The 723-nt window shown below is 68.5% G+C and carries 1 protein-coding gene and 1 pseudogene; both read left to right on the forward strand.

Annotated elements, in window-relative coordinates; genetic code table 11:
- Positions 1–36: 36 nt before the first annotated feature.
- A pseudogene (locus V5F66_RS22340) lies at positions 37–255 on the forward strand (tyrosine-type recombinase/integrase); the annotation flags it as partial.
- A 55-nt stretch (positions 256–310) separates the two neighbouring features.
- Complete coding sequence (locus tag V5F66_RS22345) at positions 311–673, forward strand: tyrosine-type recombinase/integrase (RefSeq protein WP_445329429.1); 363 nt, start codon at positions 311–313, stop codon at positions 671–673.
- Positions 674–723: the final 50 nt, after the last annotated feature.

The following is a 723-nucleotide window of genomic DNA, read 5'->3' on the forward strand; positions in this document are numbered from 1 at the left end:
GCCGCGTTCGGACCGGCCATCCTGCTCCTGGCCCGACTGGGCCTCAGGGCCAGCGAAGTCGCCAACCTCGACTTCGATGAGATCGACTGGGTGACAGGCCGCATAACCCTTGCTGGCAAGGCGCGGCGTGAGGAGCGCCTGCCGCTGACCCAGGAGATCGGGGACGCCATCCTCGCCTATATCGAGCGGGCGCGGCCACGGATCGCGACAACGCGGGTGTTCCTGACGGACACGGCGCCTGTCCGCCAGCTGAGCCGGATCGCCGTGAAGTGCATCGTGCGCCGCGCCCTCGACCGGGCCGGCGTCAAAAGTGTCCATCGCGGCGCCCACGATCTGCGCCACTCCGCCGCGACGTCCATGCTGCGCAGCGGCCGAGACCTGCTCATCGCTGCGTGGTCGGAGCGTCTCGCCACATCAGCTCCGGCACAGCTGCGCGGTCGTCATGCTGCAGGCCACCCACGACATCCGGAAGGTTGCCCTGTGGCTTGGTCATGCCGACATCCGCACGACGGAGGCCTATCTCCGCATGGACCCCTCTGAAAAGCTGGAAGCGATCGAGGCGGTCATCCCGCCGGAGCTCAGGCGCGGCCGGTTCAAGGCACCGGATGCGCTGATCGCTTCCTTGCTCTCGGACCTGGAGGCACCGGCCGGATCGGAACGGGTCCGCACCTGAAGCGGCTCTCTCGCCCAATCGCCCCGGTCCTGCACCGGCATCGTGTTCGA

This window comes from Xanthobacter versatilis (genome assembly GCF_043193975.1).
GTDB classification, from domain to species: domain Bacteria; phylum Pseudomonadota; class Alphaproteobacteria; order Rhizobiales; family Xanthobacteraceae; genus Xanthobacter; species Xanthobacter autotrophicus_E.